The sequence below is a fragment of the Nocardioides sp. NBC_00163 genome (assembly GCF_045206295.1).
Classification (GTDB): Bacteria; Actinomycetota; Actinomycetes; order Propionibacteriales; family Nocardioidaceae; genus Nocardioides.
Map to the genome: position 1 here is coordinate 2196859 of NZ_CP108155.1, position 16312 is coordinate 2213170.

A 16312-nucleotide genomic window follows, 5' to 3' on the forward strand; every position below is an offset into this window, starting at 1 on the left:
CTATCCACGGACTCCACGCGTGTTCGTGGATCGGCGCCGAGAGACCAGAACCACCAGCAGGACCACGAGCACGATCAGAATGACGACGAGGACGCTCACGACCGCGAGCGTGAGAACCACCGCGGCGAGCGCGGTGCGGGTTGCGTCGTCGCTGTCGGCCCGCATCTCCTCGGCGATCTCCTGGGCGGAGGCGACGAGCACCTCCTGCAGACCGCGCACGAAGTCGTTGCTGGACGCGACGTACGACTCCAGGGTCAGTGCGGTGCCGCCACCGGCGATGACCTCATTGACGGCCTGGTGGGCCGGCACGCCGGTGACGCCCTCCGAGGCCGTGCCGTTGGTCAGCCCGTCGAGCGCCCGACGCTGGTCCGCCGACGACCCCTCATAGAAGGCGGCGAGCGAGCGCCGCAGTCCGGCCTCCGCCTCGGTGAGCGCCATGATCTCGTTGTCGCTGATCTGCTTCTTGCCGGGCGGCTGTGACCTGCCGAGTACAGCCATCATGATCGCGCGCTCCTGGCCCAGCGCCTCCCATGCCTCGGGCATGTGGCCGATCGCCTCGATCGACGAGGCGACCTGGCCATCGCCGGTGTTCGGCAGATCGCCCGCGATGCTGAACAGGTCGTTGGTCAGGGCTGTATATCCCTCCGTCCCCTTGGCGCGATCGTCCTGCATCTGCGTACGCAGCTCATCGATGCCGTCGACGCCTTCGGCGATCCGGGTGAGCGTCGCGTCGAGTTCCTTGTCGCCGCCGTCGATCTCCTGCGCGCGAGCGCGCCACGCCTGCGCCGACTCATCGGTCATCTGCTGTATCGGCCGGAGCACGACCGGAGGTACGCCGGCCGCCATCGCATCGCGTTCGAATGACAGGTTGGCCGCGAGGTCGAAGGTCTCCGGAAGAGCCTCGGCGAGCGTCACCGTCCGCGCGCTGGGTCCCGCCTGGCTGGTCGCCCGCGAGATGCCCAGATAGCCGAGGACACCTGCCACGATGGCGACGATCACGGCCAGGGCCAGGACGGTCCAGATCGCCCACGCGCCCTTCTTGGCACGCTCGTGGGTCGGGGATTCCAGTGTGTCGGTCATGACGCCCTCTCGGGTCCGGATGAGTGAGGAACCCTAGGGCAGGAGCGGCGCCGCGCGCCCGTGAATTCTGGATAGCGCCCGGGTCCGACCCGGCGTCTGGATAGGGTCTCAACATGGGGGCAGAGCGGGAGGCGTCGGTGGGGTCAGGCCGACGGCAGAGGGGGGTTCTGGGGTCGCTCGTCGAGATCCTGATCATCGCGGTGACCGCGATCCTGCTCGCCGTCATCATCAAGACGTTCCTCGCCCAGGCGTTCTACATCCCCTCCGAGTCGATGCAGCCCGGGCTGGATGTCAACGACCGCGTCCTGGTGGAGAAGCCGTCCTACTGGATGGGCGGCACGCCCGAGCGAGGCGACGTCGTCGTCTTCACCGATCCCGGCGGCTGGCTCTCCGCCAACCAGATCGCACCTGCCCCTACCGGCTTCAGGGCCGTGCTCGCCAAGATCGGGCTCTACCCGACCGGCGACCACCTGGTGAAGCGGGTCATCGGCGTCGCGGGCGACACCGTGGAGTGCTGCGAGTCGGGCCGCGTCGTCGTCAATGGCACGCCCTTGGACGCGTCGTCCTTCATCGCTCCTGCCGACACCTGCGACGGCCCGATGGCGCAGGACAACGGGTCGTACGTCAAGGGCGGCTGCCGAGGCTGGAAGGCAGTCGTCCCCGAGGGCCGGATCTTCGTGATGGGTGACAACCGCGCCAACTCCGCCGACTCGTCCTTCCATCTGTGCAGCCCCGAACGCCAGGAGTCTGGCGACGAAGCCTGCTCGAACGCGTTCGTACCCGTCTCCGACGTCGTCGGCCGCGTCGCCGTCGTCTTCTGGCCCACCGACCGCTTCGGCGTCGAGCACCGCCCGGAGACCTTCGACTCCGTCGACTGACCCTGCAGAGGCGTCACGCGCGTCGGCCGAGACGTCAACTGTGTGACGTCTCGGCCGGCGCGGGTGACCTTTCGGCGGTCAGGCCTCGCGAACCACATCCATGGTGCGGTCGCCGAACTTGACCTTGTCGCCGTCGACGAGAGCCGCGGGGCGGCGGGCGCCGAGGGCTCGTGCGGCACCCTGGCGGATCAGGGTGGTGCCGTTGGTGGAGCCGCGGTCCATGACCACGAGGGTGCCGTCGGCCGCGATCTGGAACTGAGCGTGGGTCTTGGACAAGGACATATCGCTCGAGGAGAGGGCTACCCGGTGGGCGACCTCCTCGCCCGGACGCGGCTCGGGTCCGCGACCGACGATGGCGAGACCCTCGACCACGAAGCTCTGACCGGTGTCGAACGTGACCCGCCAGCGAGCCGTCGCCGCGGGCTGCGGAGCAGGTACGGGAGGCGGCGGAGGGGCAGGCTGCGCTACCGCTTGCGCTGCCGACGCGACCGGCGGCGCGGGCGGGGCGGGCGGAGCGGGCGGCGTGGGCGTCGGCGGCACGGGGGCCGGCGGAGCCTGACGGGCGATCGGTGCCGGGACCAGGGTCGGGGCCGCCTGAGCCTCGGCCTGAGCGGCGCTCTGGGTCGGGGCGGCGGGAGTCTGCGGCCGCTCGGCCGGCTCCGGGGTCGCCTCGGCCTGCTTCAGGCGCATGGTGGTCAGGTTGACGATGCGGCGCGGCGCCGGGGCCTCTTCCTCGGCCTCGACGACCGCCGGAGGACGTACGTCGACCACGACCGAGCCCGCACGGCGGTCATGCCACCCCTGGCGACGGCCGCGGTCGTCCATCGCGGCGACCCAGGCGAAGGTGGCGGTGCCGATGCCGAGCGTCGGGATCGTGCAGAGGCCGAGCAGGGCCTGGCGTACGAACGCCTTGCCGACGCCGATGGGACGGCCCGCGGCTCCGGAGTCATCGCTGACCACGCGGAGCCCGAGGGCCATCTTCCCGGGGGTCTTGCCCCCGGAGCCGGTGAGTACGGTGCCGACCAGCCAGACCGCCAGCACCACGCTGACGATCAGGCCGACGCCGGGAAGCGGGTTGTCGTTGCGGAAGAAGATCAGCCAGGCGGCGAACCCGGCCGCGGCGAAGATCGCCCACGCGATCACCCGGTCGATGGCAAAGGCGTAGAACCGACGGTCCGGCTCCGCGATCGCAGCTTCGACGGTTGGAGCCGGCAGGCCGGCCACGCTCATGCCGCCGCCTCCAAGGTGGCCGGCGACATGAGCGAGAGCCGCTTGATCATGGGTTGGTCACCCGGATCGTCAGACTGTCACCGAGGTCGATGACGGCACCCGGCATGAGCTGGACGGGTACGCCGGGACGCAGGTCCTCCGGGCCGAGACCGGGCTGGACCAGCACGGTGCCGTTGGTCGAGCCGAGGTCGGTGACCACCGCTGCGCCGTGGTCGACCCCGGCACCGGGACGGATCTCGCAGTGGGTCGAGGAGATCTCCTGGTGGGGACTCGGCACGGTCACCAGCATCGGCTGCTCGGTGGGCGTGAACCGGCTCGCCTCGGGGGCGCGGCCGACCAGGACGACCCGGTCGACCTCGACGCGGTCACCGCTGGAGAACTCCAGGCGCGCGACCGGGTAGGCGGTCACCTTCGGGGCCTCGGGCTGGCCGGGGATCCCGGCGAGCCCGGCGTTGAGGTCCTCGCCGACGCCGATGCGGGTCAGACCGTCGTGGTCGTCCTCATCGGGGTTGGGCTCCTCCCAGACCGGCTCGTCGTGGGTCTCGGGGATCGGCGCCACGGGCGGAGCCGGCGGCGCGGGCGGGGCCGGGAACGCCGGAGGGGCCGGGGGTGCCGGAGGGATGTCGGTCACCGGAGCGTCGACGGGCGGGCCGTCGAAGGCCGGTGCCTCGATCGGCGCCTCGCTCGGCGCTGAATCGATCAGACCCTCGACCGGCGCGTCCACCGGAGGCGGCGGAGGCGTCGTCAGCGGCGGCGGAGGCGGCATCGACGGCGGGCCGAAGCCGGGCGCCGGGGCGGACTCGGGCTCGTCGTAGGACTCGGGCTCGTCGTAAGACTCCGGTTCGTCGTAGGGCTGCTCGTCGACGGCCGGAAGAACCTCGGTCTCGGCGTCGGAGGCGACGTCCATGTCGGACACCGGCTCCGGGGAGACCGCGGAGGGACCGAAGGAGGAAGCCACGGCAGCAGCGTGCTCGTCGCTGGCGTAGTCGTCCTCGTAGCTGCCGGTAGCCGGCTCCGGGAAGTCCTGGTCGTCGGCGTCCTGGGAGGCGGCCGGCATCTCGAACGCCTCGGTCGGCTCGGTCAGGTCGTCGTGACGCGGCGCCGACGCCTCGCCGGACTCGTCGCCACGGTTGACCGAGATCGGCTCGTCCGCGTCGGAGTCCGCGTCGAAGTCGGAGTCCGGGCCGAGGTCTGCCTCCGAGCCGGAGTCCGACTCAGCGTCCGCCCCGAGACCGGGGAGATCACCCGAGACCGGGATCGGCGGAACGACCGAGAGGGAGGGCGGAGCCGCTACCGGCTCGTCCTCGTCGAGACCCTGCTCCTCGGCGGAGTCCAGGTCGTCGGCGGAGTCGGCGTAGCTGTCCTCGGGAAGAGGATCGGTGAGCGGGTCACCCGGGGCCGGCTCGTCGACGCTCTCCTCGGGGCCCTCCTCGACGGCCACCGGGGCAGCGACGAAACCGGCGCGGCTCTCCGGCGAGTCGTCCTGGGCGGACTCCGGGACCGGCGGCGGAACCTCGAGACCCGAGACCCGCAGCAGGCCACCGAGCGCCGTCATCGGCTCGCCGGTCGCGCCCTCCTCGCCGAGCGAGACGGACATCCTGGTGACACCCTCGAGGGTGCGCTCGACCCACGTCTTCGACGACGATCCGTCGACCTCGACGGTGCCTTCGCCGGCCTCGAACGAGACCACGGACGGGCCGCGCACGACCGTGCGTACGCTGCCGCCGTCAGGCGTCACGTCCCCGGAGATGAGGACGAAGCCCGGCAACGAGCTGAGCCCGGTCGCGACGAGCGCGTCGAGCACCTCGTCGAACCCGGCACCGTCGTCGACGAGCGCCCACAGCGCGCCCGCACGGCTCTTCTCCGAGGGCGGGAGCAGCACCGTGGCGCTCTCACCGATGATGCCGAACCAAGTGCCCGGCATGTAGGACGTGCTTGCGATGGTTGCTGGCTCACTCATGGCAGCACTCCTAGCTTCTGCTCCATACTCACCCTTTGTTGCTCCGAGTCATACGGGTTCTCCTCGGTCAATCCCATCACATCGACCACGATCGCGGTGGCGTTGTCCCGGCCACCCGCCTCGACCGCGGCGGCGACGAGCTTCTCGGCCGTGTCGCGGGCGTCGGTGTCCTCCGCCGCGAGGATGTCGGCGATCTCAGAATCCGAGATCATCCCGCTCACGCCGTCGGAGCACAGCATCAGCCGGGCGCCCACGGGCAGAGTCACCTGGAAGATGTCCGGGACCGCCGGGGCCATCCCGCCCAGCGCCCTGGTCACCACGTTGCGCTCCGGGTGGTGCTCGGCCTGCTCACGCGTGATCTGCCCCGAGTCGACCAGCTCCTGGACCAGGCTGTGGTCGCGGCTGAGCTGGCTCAGCGTGCCGTCGAAGTATCGGTAGATCCGCGAGTCGCCGACGTTGAGCAGGATCCACAACGGGCTGCTTCCGCCGTCGGCGATGAGAGCCGCGGCGCAGGTGGTGCCGGACTGGTAGTCCGAGGCCCCGCGCGAGCGCTGCTCGAGCGCGAAGGCCACGATCCGGTCCTGGGCCGCCTGGAGCGCCTCGACCATCGCTTGGCTGCCGGACTCGGACGCGTAATGGGTGCCACCGAGCTTGGCGAACTCCTGGATCACCATCTCACTGGCGATGTCACCACCGTCGTGGCCGCCCATACCGTCCGCGACGACGAAGACCGGTGGCTCGGCCACATGGGAGTCCTCGTTGACCTTCCGCACCTGGCCGACATCTGTCGCGGCCCCGTGCGCGATCACTAATTTCCTGGACATCTCGCCCCCTAGGCCTGCCGGGATAGCGTGATGCCGATGGACACAGGCTTCCGCTCACTCGCAGACCAGTTGCGCTCTTGGCCCACAGAGCGCATCTCACGCCTGCTTCTTGCTCGTCCTGATCTCGCCACGCCGTCCCCTCATGACTCCGGCCAACTCGCCGCCCGAGCAGCCACTCGCACATCCTTGCACTACGCGATGGATGACCTTAACCATCTCGAGCTGATCGTGCTTGATGCCGTGGTCCTCGCGAATCAAACCACCAAAGCCCACTTATCTTCCATGCTGAACGCTGAAGTGGACGCCGCGACACGGGCACTTTCTCATCTGGAGGACACCTGCCTGGTGTGGCACTCCCTCGACGGCCTGCGCGCGGTGACCGGTGTCGCGGCCCTGCTGCGGGGCTCACCCGGCACCTCCGGGCTGCAGCCGTTCGCCGCTGACCAGGGAGAAGTCGTACGCAGCCTGCCGGCTGTCTCCGCCGAGGCACGCGCGATGCTGGAGGCCGTCGACGCCGGCGGCGGGCAGGCCTCCTCCTCCCGCGCGCGCCCGGGCGTATCCGTGGCCGAAGCGGCCGGACCGGCCGAGGAGCTCATCGCCCACGGGCTGCTGGTCTCCTCGGGCGACGGCATGCTGACTCTCCCCGGAGAGGTCGGGCTCGCGCTGCGGGGCGGGCGGACGACGGTCGCCCCCGTCGACGTCCCGCCGCCCCTGCCGACCTCGTCGCGGGCGTCCACGCTGGTCGACCGGGCGGCCGCGGGCGCCGCCTTCGAGCTCGTACGCAACCTCGAGCTGCTCCTCGACGCCTGGAGCGCCACGCCACCCCGGTCGCTGCGCGGCGGGGCGGGGCTGACGGTCCGGGACCTGAAGACGACCGCCGAGCGGCTCCATGCCAGCGAGCCCACGGCGGCGTTGCTGATCGAGGTCGCCTGGGCCTCAGGACTGCTCGCGCTGGGCACCGACGAGGAGGGCGATCCGTCCTGGATGCCGACCGAGCTCTTCGACCAGTGGCTCCAGCAGCCCCTGGCGGCCCGCTGGTCGCACGTCGCCGGCGCCTGGCTGGCCTCGCCGCGCCTACCCGGGCTCGTCGGCCAGCGCGACCCCGCCGGGAAGACCTGGAACGCGCTGGCCCCTGATCTGGCCGGGGCCTCGGCCGTGGCGACGCGGCGACAGACCCTGGGCCTGTTGGCCGCCCTCCCGGACGGCGAGGTCCTCGCCGCGGGAAGCGGACCGGCCGCGATCGTCACCCGCCTCGCCTGGGAGCGGCCGCGCCGGCCGCGCACCCGCACCGAGTCCCGCGAGTCGCTGGTGGACTGGACGCTGACCGAGGCCGAGACGCTCGGGCTCGCCGCGCTCGGCGGGGTGGCTGCGTACGGTCGGCTGCTGGTGGCCGGCGAGGACTCGGTCCCGACCCTGGCCGGGCTGCTGCCGGAGCCGGTCGACCACGTGCTGCTCCAGGGCGACCTGACCGCGGTCGCGCCGGGGCCGCTGGAGCCCGCGCTCGCCCGCACCCTCGCCGTGGTGGCCACGGTGGAGTCGCACGGCGGGGCGACGGTCTACCGGTTCACCAAGGAGTCGGTGCGCCGGGCCATGGACCGCGGCTGGACCGCCACCGAGATCCACTCGTTCCTGACCGCCGCCTCCCGCACCCCCGTCCCGCAGGCGCTGACCTACCTGGTCGACGACACTGCGCGTACTTTCGGGACGGTCCGGGTCGGGTTCGCCGCCGCCTACCTGCGCAGCGACGACGAGGCGGCTCTGGCCGAGCTGCTGGCCCACCCTGCGGCCGAGTCCCTCGGGCTGCGGCGGCTGGCGCCGACGGTGGTCGTCAGCACCGTCGCGCTCGACTCGCTCCTCCCCCGGCTGCGCGAGCTGGGTCTGGCCCCGGTCGTCGAGGCACCCGACGGATCCGTCCACGTCGCGCGCCCCGACGCCAAGCGCGCCAAGGCCCGCAACGGCGCGCGTCCGGCCGGCGCCCAGGCGGCCCACCTCGCCGCGCGTGCGACCGCGGTGGCGGCCAGGATCAAGGCGGGCGACGAGACCGCGTCCTCCCGCCCGTCCCCCGCCGAGCCGGCCTCCACCATGGCGATCCTCCACGAGGCCATCGATGCCGGGGAGCAGGTCGTGATCTCCTACGTCGACGGCCGCGGGGTCGCCGGCGAGGCGCGCGTCGAGCCGCTGGGGATCGACGGCGGCTCTCTCGCGGCCCGGGTCGAGGAGGACGTACGTTCCTTCGCGCTGTCCCGGATCAGGAGTGTCCGGCCGGGGTCGTGACCTTCGGCTCGGCCTCCGCGGGCTCCTCGGGGTCCGACCTCCGGCGGCCGCGCCAGAGCATCCGGCCACGGGTCTCCCACTGGGAGAGTGCAACGGCGAGGATGAGGGCGACGCCGTAGAAGAGGTCGTTGACCCAGCGCGGTGAGCCGCCGAGCTGAAGACCCTTGATGCCGACGGCGAGCACGTACATCGCCACCAGGGTGCCCCACACGTTGAACCGTCCGCCCCGGAACTGGGTAGACCCCAGGAACACCGCGGTCAGAGCAGGGAGCAGGAAGCTCGGGCCGACGGTCGGGTCGCCGGCATTGAGGCGGCTGGTGAGGAGCGCACCGGCCAGCGCGGCGATCGCGCCACCGGCCATCAGGGCGCCGGTCTGGATCCGGGTCACGCCGACCCCGGCGAGCCGGGCGGAGTCGGGGTTGAACCCGGAGGCGTACATCCGGCGCCCGATGGGGGTGCGCTCGAGCACGTACCAGCTCACCAGGGCCACCGCGAACAGGATGTAGACCGGCACCGTCACGCCCGCCCACTGCGTCGTGGCCAGCGTCCGGTAGGAGGGACCGAGGTCGAGGATCTGCTGGCTGCCGGAGACCCACGCCATCCCGGCGAGCAGGATCGAGCTCATCGCCAGGGTCGCCACGATCGGCTCGACCCGCAGTCTGGTGATGACGACCGCGGTGACCCAGCCGATCAGCGCGCCGACCACGAGCACCAGCGGGAGCTGGATCACTATCGGCAGCCCCGCCTTCGCCAACAGCCAGGCCGACAGGATCGCGGTGAAGCCGACCTGCGCCCCGATCGCCAGGTTGAGCGAGCCGGTGACCAGCGGGATCAGTGCGGCGAGAGCGGCCAGCCCGGTGAGCGCCTCGGCGTCGAGGATCGAGCGCCACACGCCGATCTGGAGGAACCGGTCCGGGATCCAGATCGAGAAGACGACGAACATCACCACGAAGATGTAGACGGCGCTGATGTTGCGGAAGGAGAGTGCGCGCAGGTTCACGATGGTCCTTGGTCCTTCTGGATCTCGGGGTTGTCGGGCGTCAGGCCATAGCCCTCGACGAGCAGGCGGTGCTCGGTGAGCGCCTCGCCGGCCAGCTCGGCGACGAGACGGCCGTCTCGCAGGACGAGCACGCGGTCGCAGATTCGCAGCAGCTCCTTGGTGTCCGAGGAGCTCACCAGCACCGCGGTCCCGTTGGCCGCGGCCTGCCCGACCGCGTCGTAGATGGTGGTCTTGGCGCCGATGTCGACGCCCTGGGTCGGCTCGTCGAGAAGCAGGATCAGCGGGTCGTCGCGCAGCCAGCGGGCCAGCACGATCTTCTGCTGGTTGCCCCCGCTGAACAGGCCGAACCGCTGCTCGGTGCGATGCGGACGTACGTCGTACGCAGCCAGCCGGCGCTCCGCCTCCGCCCGCTCGCGACGGTTGCTGATCGCCCCGCCCGCACCTCGGACGGTGCGCATCTGCGGCAGCGTGAGGTTCTCCCGGGCACTCATCTGGGCGGTGGAACCGTGCCGGGCGCGGTCGCCCGGGACGAAGGCGACCTTGCGCCGGATGCTGGTCGCCGGGGTCGGTGCCAGGACGACGGCTCCGCCGACGGTGAAGCTCCCCGCGTGGGACGGCACCGCACCGAAGAGCAGCGACGGCACCGCCTCCCGGCCCGAACCGAGCACGCCGGCGACGCCGACGATCTCGCCCGGGTGCAGGTCGAGGTCGAGGTGCTCGATGGCACCGCCGCGTAGGCCGCGGACGCTGAGGACCGGGTCGCCGCGGACATCGTGGGGCTGATGCGACTCGATCTCCGCCGGGGTGGCGCCGGTGATGAGCTCGACGAGCCGGTCGTGGTCGAGGCCGTCGACCGGCTCGGCGGCGACGACTCGTCCGTCACGCAGCACCACGACCCGGTCGGCGAGCGCCAGGACCTCGTCGAGGCGGTGCGAGATGAACATGACCCCGGCACCGTCGGCCGCGAGACCGCGGACCGCCGAGAAGAGGACCTCCACCTCGGCACCGTGGAGCGACTCGGTGGGCTCGTCGAGGACGAGCACGTTGCGCGGGTGCGTCCAGCCGTCCAGGGCGCGGGCGATCGCGACGATCGCACGCTGCCCGGGCGTCAGGGACGCGACCGGAGCGGTGACGTCGAACGCCTCCCCGAACCGCGAGACGAGCTCGACGGCCCGGCGGCGCTCGGCCCGACTGTCATGGGGGCGCAGTCGGGCCGAGCCGATCAGGTTCAGGTTCTCGACCGCGGTCAGCGCGCCCACCAGCGCGAGATCCTGATGGATGAAGTGCAGCTCGGCTGCCTCCTCGCCACCCGAAGCGGGCAGCTCGACGGAGCCGTCGTCGGCCAGATAGCGGCCTGCGAGGACCTTGACCAGGGTCGACTTCCCGGAACCGTTGTGGCCGAGCACGGCCACCACCTCGCCGCTGCGCACCTCGAGCGAGACGTCGTCGAGCGCCCGTAGGCCCGGAAAGTCCTTCACCAGGGAGGTGACCCGCAGCAGCGGGTCACCTCCCGACTCATCGGCTGACATCACTCAGTCGACCAGCCAGGTCTTGGCGAAGAGCGCCTCGAGGTCCTCGACGGCCTGGTAGCCGACAGTGGCATCCTCCGGGAGGTTCTCGGCGTCGGTCACCCGGGTCAGGGTCGAGGCACGCACCTCGGTCGAGGGCCACTCGTACGCGTCGCCGTTCATCTCCCGCAGCAGCTGGTCCAGGACCGTCCACATCATCAGGCTGAGGTCGACCGAGAGGGTCGCGTCCTGGTCGCCGGAGCCGATCTGCTCGTAGTTGGGCGGCGAGGTCCACATCCCGATGCCCTGCGTCTCGATGCCGGCCAGCTCCAGCTTCTGCGGCAGACCGATCTGGACCTCGTCGACGGCGGCGATGAAGTACTCGGTGTCCGGGTTGGCCTGCAGGTCGCTGACCACCCGGTCGGCCGCCGTGGAGCCCAGCTCGGCGATCGGGATGTCGACGGTGCGCAGCGTGCAGTCGGGGCAGAGCTCCTTCATCTTCGCCTTCGCACCCTCCAGCTCCAGCGGCGAGAACGGGAACTCGGGCACGTTGTAGAAGACGTACTCGCTCGCACCCTCCGAGCGCACCACCGCGGCTGCGGCCAGCGCGGCGCCGTTGGCCTTCATCCAGTCCGGCCCGTTGAACGCCTCGGGCAGACCGTGCTCGACGGTGTTCATCACCGACCCGGAGGCGATCGGGATGCCCTTCTCCGCCAGCGCCTTGGTCTGCGACTCGAAGAAGACCGGGTCCAGGGTGATGTTGATGACGCCGTCGGGGTTCTTCTCGACCACCGTGTTCATCGCGGCGTTGATGCTCTGCGCGTCCCGGCCGACCTCGACCCGCTCCAGCTTCAGGCCGAGCAGCTTCGCCGGCGCCTGCAGGTTGCTCCACATCACCGCGCTCACCGGGGTGCCGACGTCGAGGTAGACGATCTCGGTGCCCTCGGCGATCGGCTTGGAGAGCGGCTCGTCGATCAGCTGGCTCTTCTCACCCTCGCCGTTCCACGGCTCCAGGTAGGCCTTCGCTGCCTCCACATCGGCCTCGGCGCTCGCACCGCCTCCGCCGCCGCTCTCGCTTCCGCAGCCGGCGAGCAGCAGCGCTCCGGCGGCCAGCGCCGCGTACATCCGCTTCGTTCTCATCATGCGTCGTCGTCCTCGTCTCAGGTGGATCAGGTGGATCGGATGGATCTGCGTGGGGCCCGAGAGGGTTCAGAAGGGGTACGCCTGGATCTGCGACTGCACCGTGACCCACTGGGTCTCGGTGAAGGCGTCGATGTTGGCCTCGTGACCGCCGAACCGCGCGCCCGTTCCGGACTCGCCGACGCCGCCGAAGGGCGCCTGGGCCTCGTCGTCGACGGTCTGGTCGTTGACGTGCACGATCCCGCTGGGGATCCGGTCGGCGAGCTCGTAGCCCGCGAACGGATCCGTGGTGAGGACACCGACCGAGAGGCCGTAGTCGCTGCGGCGGACCAGCTCGATCGCCTCGTCCATGGTGTCGAACCGGGTCACCGGCGCGACCGGCCCGAAGATCTCCTCGGCGAACGCGGGATGCTCCGGGGTCACCGCCGACAGCACCGTCGGCTGGTAGAAGAGGCCCTCGTACGTCCCGCCGGTCTCGAGCCTCGCGCCGGCCGCGATCGACCCCGTGACCAGGGCGTGCACCTTGTCGCGCTGCCCCGCGTCGATGACCGGACCCAGAGGTACGCCGCTGGTCGGGTCGCCCACCGGGATCCCGGCGGCCTTGGCGGCCAGGGTCGCGACGTACTCGTCGTAGATGTCGGCGTGGACCAGGTGGCGGCCCGTGGTCATGCAGATCTGGCCCTGGTGCAGGAAGGAGCCCCAGGCGCCGGCGGAGGCCGCGGCGGTGATGTCGACGCCGGGCAGCACGATCATGGCGTTGTTGCCGCCGAGCTCGAGATGGGCCCGCTTGAGCAGTCGCCCGGCGCGCTCACCGATGATCCGGCCGGCCTCGGTCGAGCCGGTGAAGGAGATGACCGGCACCTCCGGATGCTCGACCAGCGCCTTTCCGGCCTCGACATGCCCAGGGACGATGGCCAGCAGCCCGGCGGGGAGCCCGGCCTCCTCCAGCAGAGCGGCGAGGAACAGCCCGCCGCCGATGCTCGTGCGCGGGTCGGGCTTGAGGACCACGGCATTGCCCAGCGCGAGCGCCGGGAGGACCGAGCGGGCGGCCAGGATCGCCGGGAAGTTGAACGGCGAGATGACGCCGACGACGCCGACCGGGCGACGCCGGGCGACGCTCAGCCGCGGGTGCGAGGACTGGAGCAGCTGGCCGTAGGGCATCAGCGCGGTCGCGGCGGCCTGGTGCAGCTCGGCGGCGACCAGCCCGGCCTCGAAGGTGGCCTTGCCCTGCCCGGATCCGGCCTCGCGGACGAGCCAGTCGACCAGCACGTCCTGGTGCTCGGCCAGGATCGCAGCGGCCCGGCGCATCACCTCGGCGCGCACCTCGGCCGGCCGGGCCGCCCACTCCCGCTGTGCCTCGACTCCCAGGCTCACCGCCTGGTCCACGTCGGCGGCCTCTCCGGACGCGACCGTGGCGATCACGTCGCCGGTCGCCGGCGCAGACACCTCCAGCGTCCCGCTCAGCCTCACCCAGCCCCCGACGTACGCCCTGCCGGTCCACTGGCCCTGGTCGAAGAAACCCATTCCACTCCCTCGTCTGGTCGAAGCGATGCCCGAGACAATCTGGCTCGTGCGACGACAGCCTCTGATGGCCGCCGCCGCGTCGACGCTACGGCTGGTCGCCGTCGCCTGAACCGACGATTTGTGCACGGCGCCGGGCGATCCGGGCGTGACCGGCATCACGTTCCGTAGGCTTCTGTCAGACCCCGGGAGGAGGACGAGATGAGCGCGGTGGTCGAGGTCGACAGCGCCGACGCCTGGCAGTCGGTCGTGAGCAACTGCTTCGTGCCTCTCGCCTGCAACGACATCGAGCCCGGGTTCACCGGCCGGATGGAGCACACCCAGCTCGACGACGGCATCGCGGTCGCGCTCGCGACCTCCTCGGGCCACAGCTCCACCCGCACCGCCCGGCTCGCCCGTGGCGCCGGCGGAGACGACCTGCACCTGTCGCTGCAGCGCTCCAGCACCGGCACGGTCTCCTCCGGCTCCCGGACGGTCGCCGTACGTCCCGGGTCGGTGTCGGTCTACCGCGTCGATGCCCCCTATCTCGTGGACTACTCCGCGCCGCACCAGCAGCAGCTGCTCGTCCAGGTCTCCCGCTCCTCGATGCGGCTGCCGAGCGGGATGCTCGGCGAGGCCGCGGATCGGGTCGCGCTCCCCCGCGTCCAGGAGGCGCCGGCCGCGCGCGCCCTCTTCTCCTTCGCGGCCGCACTGCCCGAGGCGGAGAGTCCCGCCGAGGTGGCGACCGTGGTCCGTGACCTGGCGGCGGTGATGATCCACTCCGCGTTCACCAGCGCCCCGGTCACCCCGCACACCACCGCCGGGCTGCGCCACACCGTGCGCCAGCACCTGCGTGACCATGCCGGGGACCGCGCGCTGACCATGGACGAGGTTGCCCGTCGCCACGGTGTCTCTCGGCGGCGGCTCTACCAGGTCTTCGAGGAGTCCGGCAGCTCACCGGCCGCCTATCTCCGCTCCGTACGCCTCGCCGTCGCAGCCGAGCTGCTCTCGGCGGCGCGGCAGCCTCCGGGCGGCATCGGCGCCGTCGCGTACGTCTGCGGGTTCAACGACCCGCTCACCTTCACCCGGGCCTTCCGCCGGGCCTACGGCGTCACCCCGCGGGAGTGGCGCGCCGGGGACCGGGCCGCCTAAGGCTGATCACGGTCCGCGGGTCGGCCCGTAGGCTGGTCCGGTGAACGACGGCCCCCTGATCGTCCAGTCGGACAAGACGCTGCTGCTCGAGGTCGACCATGCCCGGGCAGGTGAGTGCCGCAAGGCGATCGCGCCGTTCGCCGAGCTGGAGCGGTCGCCGGAGCACATCCACACCTACCGGCTGACTCCGTTGGGGCTGTGGAACGCGCGCGCGGCCGGGCACGACGCCGAGCAGGTGGTGGACACGCTGCTCGAGTTCTCCCGCTATCCCGTACCGCACTCCCTGCTGGTCGATGTCGCCGAGACGATGGCCCGCTACGGCCGGCTCCGTCTGGAGAAGAACCCGGTCAACGGGCTGGTGCTGGTCTCCGCCGACCGGGCGGTGCTGGAGGAGGTCATCCGGGCGAAGAAGGTTGCCGGGATGCTCGGCGAACGGCTCGACGAGGACACCGTCGTCGTCCACCCCTCCGAGCGCGGCAACCTCAAGCAGGCGCTGCTCAAGCTCGGCTGGCCGGCCGAGGACTACGCGGGCTACGTCGACGGCGAGGCGCACTCGATCGCGCTGGACACCACCGACTGGACGCTGCGCCCCTACCAGTCGGAGGCAGCCGAGTCGTTCTGGCACGGTGGCTCCGGTGTCGTCGTGCTCCCGTGCGGCGCCGGCAAGACGCTGGTCGGCGCCGCCGCCATGGCGCACGCCCAGGCGACCACACTGATCCTCGTCACCAACACCGTCTCCGCGCGGCAGTGGAAGGACGAGCTCGTACGCCGCACCTCGCTGACCCCGGACGAGATCGGCGAGTACTCGGGGTCGGTCAAGGAGATCCGGCCGGTCACGATCGCCACCTACCAGGTGCTGACCATGCGCCGGAAGGGCGCCTACCCCCACCTGGAGCTGCTCGACGCCCGCGACTGGGGGCTGGTCGTCTACGACGAGGTGCACCTCCTTCCCGCCCCGATCTTCCGGATGACCGCCGACCTGCAGGCCCGGCGCCGGCTCGGCCTGACCGCGACGCTGGTGCGCGAGGACGGGCGCGAGGGCGACGTGTTCTCCCTGATCGGTCCCAAGCGCTACGACGCTCCGTGGAAGGACATCGAGGCGCAGGGCTGGATCGCCCCGGCCGACTGCGTCGAGGTGCGGGTGACGCTGCCTGCCGACGAGCGGCTCGTCTACGCCACCGCCGAGCCCGACGAGCGCTACCGGATCGCCTCGTGCACGCACCACAAGATCGACGTGGTCAAGGAGATCGTCTCCTCCCACGCCAGCAAGCCGACGCTCGTGATCGGGCAGTATCTCGAGCAGCTCGACGAGATCGCCGCCTCGCTCGGCGCCCCGGTGATCGAGGGCAAGACATCGGTCAAGGAGCGACAGCGGCTCTTCAACGCCTTCCGCTCCGGCGAGATCGACCTGCTGGTCGTCTCCAAGGTCGCCAACTTCTCCATCGACCTGCCCTCGGCCGAGGTCGCGATCCAGGTCTCCGGGGCCTACGGCTCCCGCCAGGAGGAGGCCCAACGGCTCGGCCGACTGCTGCGCCCCGGCGACGGCAACAAGACCGCGCACTTCTACACGATCGTCTCCCGCGACACCGTCGACGCCGACTTCGCCCAGAACCGCCAGCGCTTCCTGGCCGAGCAGGGCTACGCATACCGGATCGTCGACGCCGACTCCCTCGACGATCTCACCTCCTGACCGCTTGAATCGTTGGCTGTGGCCGGATGCGGCCAAGTCGATGCACGCGGAATGTGACGCACGCCATACTCGGTGA

12 protein-coding genes are annotated in these 16312 nt (G+C 71.3%); 4 read left to right on the forward strand and 8 right to left on the reverse strand.

All coding sequences use genetic code 11. From position 1 onward, the window contains the following. Window positions 1-1080 carry a nitrate- and nitrite sensing domain-containing protein gene (locus tag OG801_RS10580; protein WP_406035677.1) on the reverse strand — a complete coding sequence of 360 codons (1080 nt, stop codon included), beginning with the start codon at window positions 1078-1080 and terminating at the stop codon, window positions 1-3. Between the two features lie 113 nt (window positions 1081-1193). On the opposite strand from OG801_RS10580, the gene lepB reads away from it, so the two are divergent. Beyond that, window positions 1194-1958 (forward strand): signal peptidase I, encoded by a 765-nt coding sequence (lepB, locus tag OG801_RS10585; RefSeq protein WP_355017732.1) that lies wholly within the window; start codon window positions 1194-1196, stop codon window positions 1956-1958. Between the two features lie 78 nt (window positions 1959-2036). Here lepB and OG801_RS10590 read toward each other — a convergent pair whose 3' ends face one another. Genes OG801_RS10590 through OG801_RS10600 form a run of 3 tightly spaced genes read right to left on the reverse strand, consistent with a single transcriptional unit; the run spans window position 2037 to window position 5972 of the window. Continuing rightward, window positions 2037-3188 carry an RDD family protein gene (locus OG801_RS10590; RefSeq protein ID WP_406035679.1) on the reverse strand — a complete coding sequence of 384 codons (1152 nt, stop codon included), beginning with the start codon at window positions 3186-3188 and terminating at the stop codon, window positions 2037-2039. Between the two features lie 46 nt (window positions 3189-3234). Next, complete coding sequence (locus OG801_RS10595) at window positions 3235-5148, reverse strand: FHA domain-containing protein (RefSeq protein ID WP_355021206.1); 1914 nt, start codon at window positions 5146-5148, stop codon at window positions 3235-3237. Further along, window positions 5145-5972 carry a protein phosphatase 2C domain-containing protein gene (locus OG801_RS10600; RefSeq protein ID WP_355021207.1) on the reverse strand — a complete coding sequence of 276 codons (828 nt, stop codon included), beginning with the start codon at window positions 5970-5972 and terminating at the stop codon, window positions 5145-5147. The genes OG801_RS10595 and OG801_RS10600 overlap by 4 nt, the downstream gene beginning before the upstream one ends. Window positions 5973-6254: 282 nt before the next feature. Here OG801_RS10600 and OG801_RS10605 point away from each other — a divergent pair, with 282 nt between their 5' ends. Continuing rightward, entirely contained in the window at window positions 6255-8246 is a 1992-nt protein-coding gene (locus OG801_RS10605; protein WP_406035681.1) for a helicase-associated domain-containing protein, read from the forward strand. Here OG801_RS10605 and OG801_RS10610 read toward each other — a convergent pair. From OG801_RS10610 to OG801_RS10625, 4 genes are all read right to left on the reverse strand, one after another. Then, entirely contained in the window at window positions 8221-9246 is a 1026-nt protein-coding gene (locus OG801_RS10610; RefSeq protein WP_406035683.1) for an ABC transporter permease, read from the reverse strand. The genes OG801_RS10605 and OG801_RS10610 overlap by 26 nt on opposite strands. Continuing rightward, window positions 9243-10775, reverse strand: coding sequence for a sugar ABC transporter ATP-binding protein (locus tag OG801_RS10615; protein WP_406035685.1), 1533 nt, complete (start codon window positions 10773-10775; stop codon window positions 9243-9245). Before OG801_RS10615 ends, OG801_RS10610 begins: the two co-directional genes overlap by 4 nt. A 3-nt stretch (window positions 10776-10778) precedes the next feature. Next, entirely contained in the window at window positions 10779-11897 is a 1119-nt protein-coding gene (locus OG801_RS10620) for a sugar ABC transporter substrate-binding protein (RefSeq protein ID WP_406035687.1), read from the reverse strand. A gap of 66 nt (window positions 11898-11963) precedes the next feature. After that, a complete protein-coding gene (locus tag OG801_RS10625; RefSeq protein ID WP_406035689.1) occupies window positions 11964-13418 on the reverse strand; it encodes an aldehyde dehydrogenase family protein in 1455 nt (484 codons plus the stop codon). 198 nt (window positions 13419-13616) lie between these two features. Here OG801_RS10625 and OG801_RS10630 point away from each other — a divergent pair, with 198 nt between their 5' ends. Together OG801_RS10630 and OG801_RS10635 are read left to right on the forward strand one after the other, a co-directional pair. Continuing rightward, window positions 13617-14546, forward strand: coding sequence for an AraC family transcriptional regulator (locus OG801_RS10630; protein WP_355021213.1), 930 nt, complete (start codon window positions 13617-13619; stop codon window positions 14544-14546). Window positions 14547-14586: 40 nt separating this feature from the next. Then, window positions 14587-16236 carry a DNA repair helicase XPB gene (locus tag OG801_RS10635; protein ID WP_406035691.1) on the forward strand — a complete coding sequence of 550 codons (1650 nt, stop codon included), beginning with the start codon at window positions 14587-14589 and terminating at the stop codon, window positions 16234-16236. The last annotated feature ends 76 nt before the right edge of the window (window positions 16237-16312 follow it).

What these genes read in the sequence shown, in the direction of transcription:
- OG801_RS10600 (WP_355021207.1), bottom strand. Translation starts at nt 5,972, where the DNA reads ATGTCCAGGAAATTAGTGATCGCGCACGGGGCCGCGACAGATGTCGGC.
- OG801_RS10625 (WP_406035689.1), bottom strand. Translation starts at nt 13,418, where the DNA reads ATGGGTTTCTTCGACCAGGGCCAGTGGACCGGCAGGGCGTACGTCGGG.
- OG801_RS10615 (WP_406035685.1), bottom strand. Translation starts at nt 10,775, where the DNA reads ATGTCAGCCGATGAGTCGGGAGGTGACCCGCTGCTGCGGGTCACCTCC.
- OG801_RS10620 (WP_406035687.1), bottom strand. Translation starts at nt 11,897, where the DNA reads ATGATGAGAACGAAGCGGATGTACGCGGCGCTGGCCGCCGGAGCGCTG.
- OG801_RS10630 (WP_355021213.1), top strand. Translation starts at nt 13,617, where the DNA reads ATGAGCGCGGTGGTCGAGGTCGACAGCGCCGACGCCTGGCAGTCGGTC.
- OG801_RS10595 (WP_355021206.1), bottom strand. Translation starts at nt 5,148, where the DNA reads ATGAGTGAGCCAGCAACCATCGCAAGCACGTCCTACATGCCGGGCACT.
- OG801_RS10605 (WP_406035681.1), top strand. Translation starts at nt 6,255, where the DNA reads ATGCTGAACGCTGAAGTGGACGCCGCGACACGGGCACTTTCTCATCTG.
- lepB (WP_355017732.1), top strand. Translation starts at nt 1,194, where the DNA reads ATGGGGGCAGAGCGGGAGGCGTCGGTGGGGTCAGGCCGACGGCAGAGG.
- OG801_RS10590 (WP_406035679.1), bottom strand. Translation starts at nt 3,188, where the DNA reads ATGAGCGTGGCCGGCCTGCCGGCTCCAACCGTCGAAGCTGCGATCGCG.
- OG801_RS10580 (WP_406035677.1), bottom strand. Translation starts at nt 1,080, where the DNA reads ATGACCGACACACTGGAATCCCCGACCCACGAGCGTGCCAAGAAGGGC.